Here is a 703-nt window from a genome sequence, read left to right as displayed (position 1 = left end):
GATTTTTCGATTGATCGTGAGCAAACCTGCCCGACAATTGAAGAGTACGAACAGTACGAAAAAGACAACCCAAACTGGGGAATGCCATTTGGTATGCCGAATCTAACCAACAGCGAATACCACACGCTGATGACTTGGCTAGAAAACGGCGCGATCATGAATATGCACACGCCAATCAGTGACCAAGAGCAGGCGCAAATCAATCAATACGAAACACTGCTCAACCATTCAGACTTCAAGAACCAGTTGATGTCGCGTTATATTTACGAGCACTTGTTCCTGTCGCACCTGTACTTTTCTGAGTTGAGCGAAAAACCTCGCTTCTTTACCCTCGTGCGCTCCGCAACGCCACCAGGACAGCCAGTAAAACGCATTTCCACTCGCCGCCCTTACGACGATCCGGGCGTTGAACGCGTTTACTACCGAATCATTCCAGAACAAAGCACTATTGTTGACAAAACGCACATGCCATTTGCGCTCAACAAACAGCGCATCAGCAACTGGAAAAAGTGGTTTATTGAAGCGGATTACTCCGTTACTCAGCTACCTAGCTACGAACCAGAAGTTGCAGCTAACCCGATGACGGCATTCATTGATATGCCAGTGAAGTCTCGCTTCAAATTCATGCTTGATAACGCGCAAAACACCATAATGGCGTACATTAAAGGCCCTGTTTGTCGTGGTCAGCTTGCACTTAACGTCA

1 protein-coding gene is annotated in these 703 nt (G+C 47.2%); it reads left to right on the top strand.

Annotated features, from left to right (window positions below; all coding sequences use genetic code 11):
- Positions 1 to 703 (top strand): fatty acid cis/trans isomerase (locus tag R8N49_RS27210; RefSeq protein WP_318190461.1); only part of this gene is annotated, 703 nt, incomplete at both ends.

This window comes from Vibrio sp. 1978, assembly GCF_033344345.1.
This window is presented reverse-complemented; position numbering and strand designations above follow the sequence as displayed.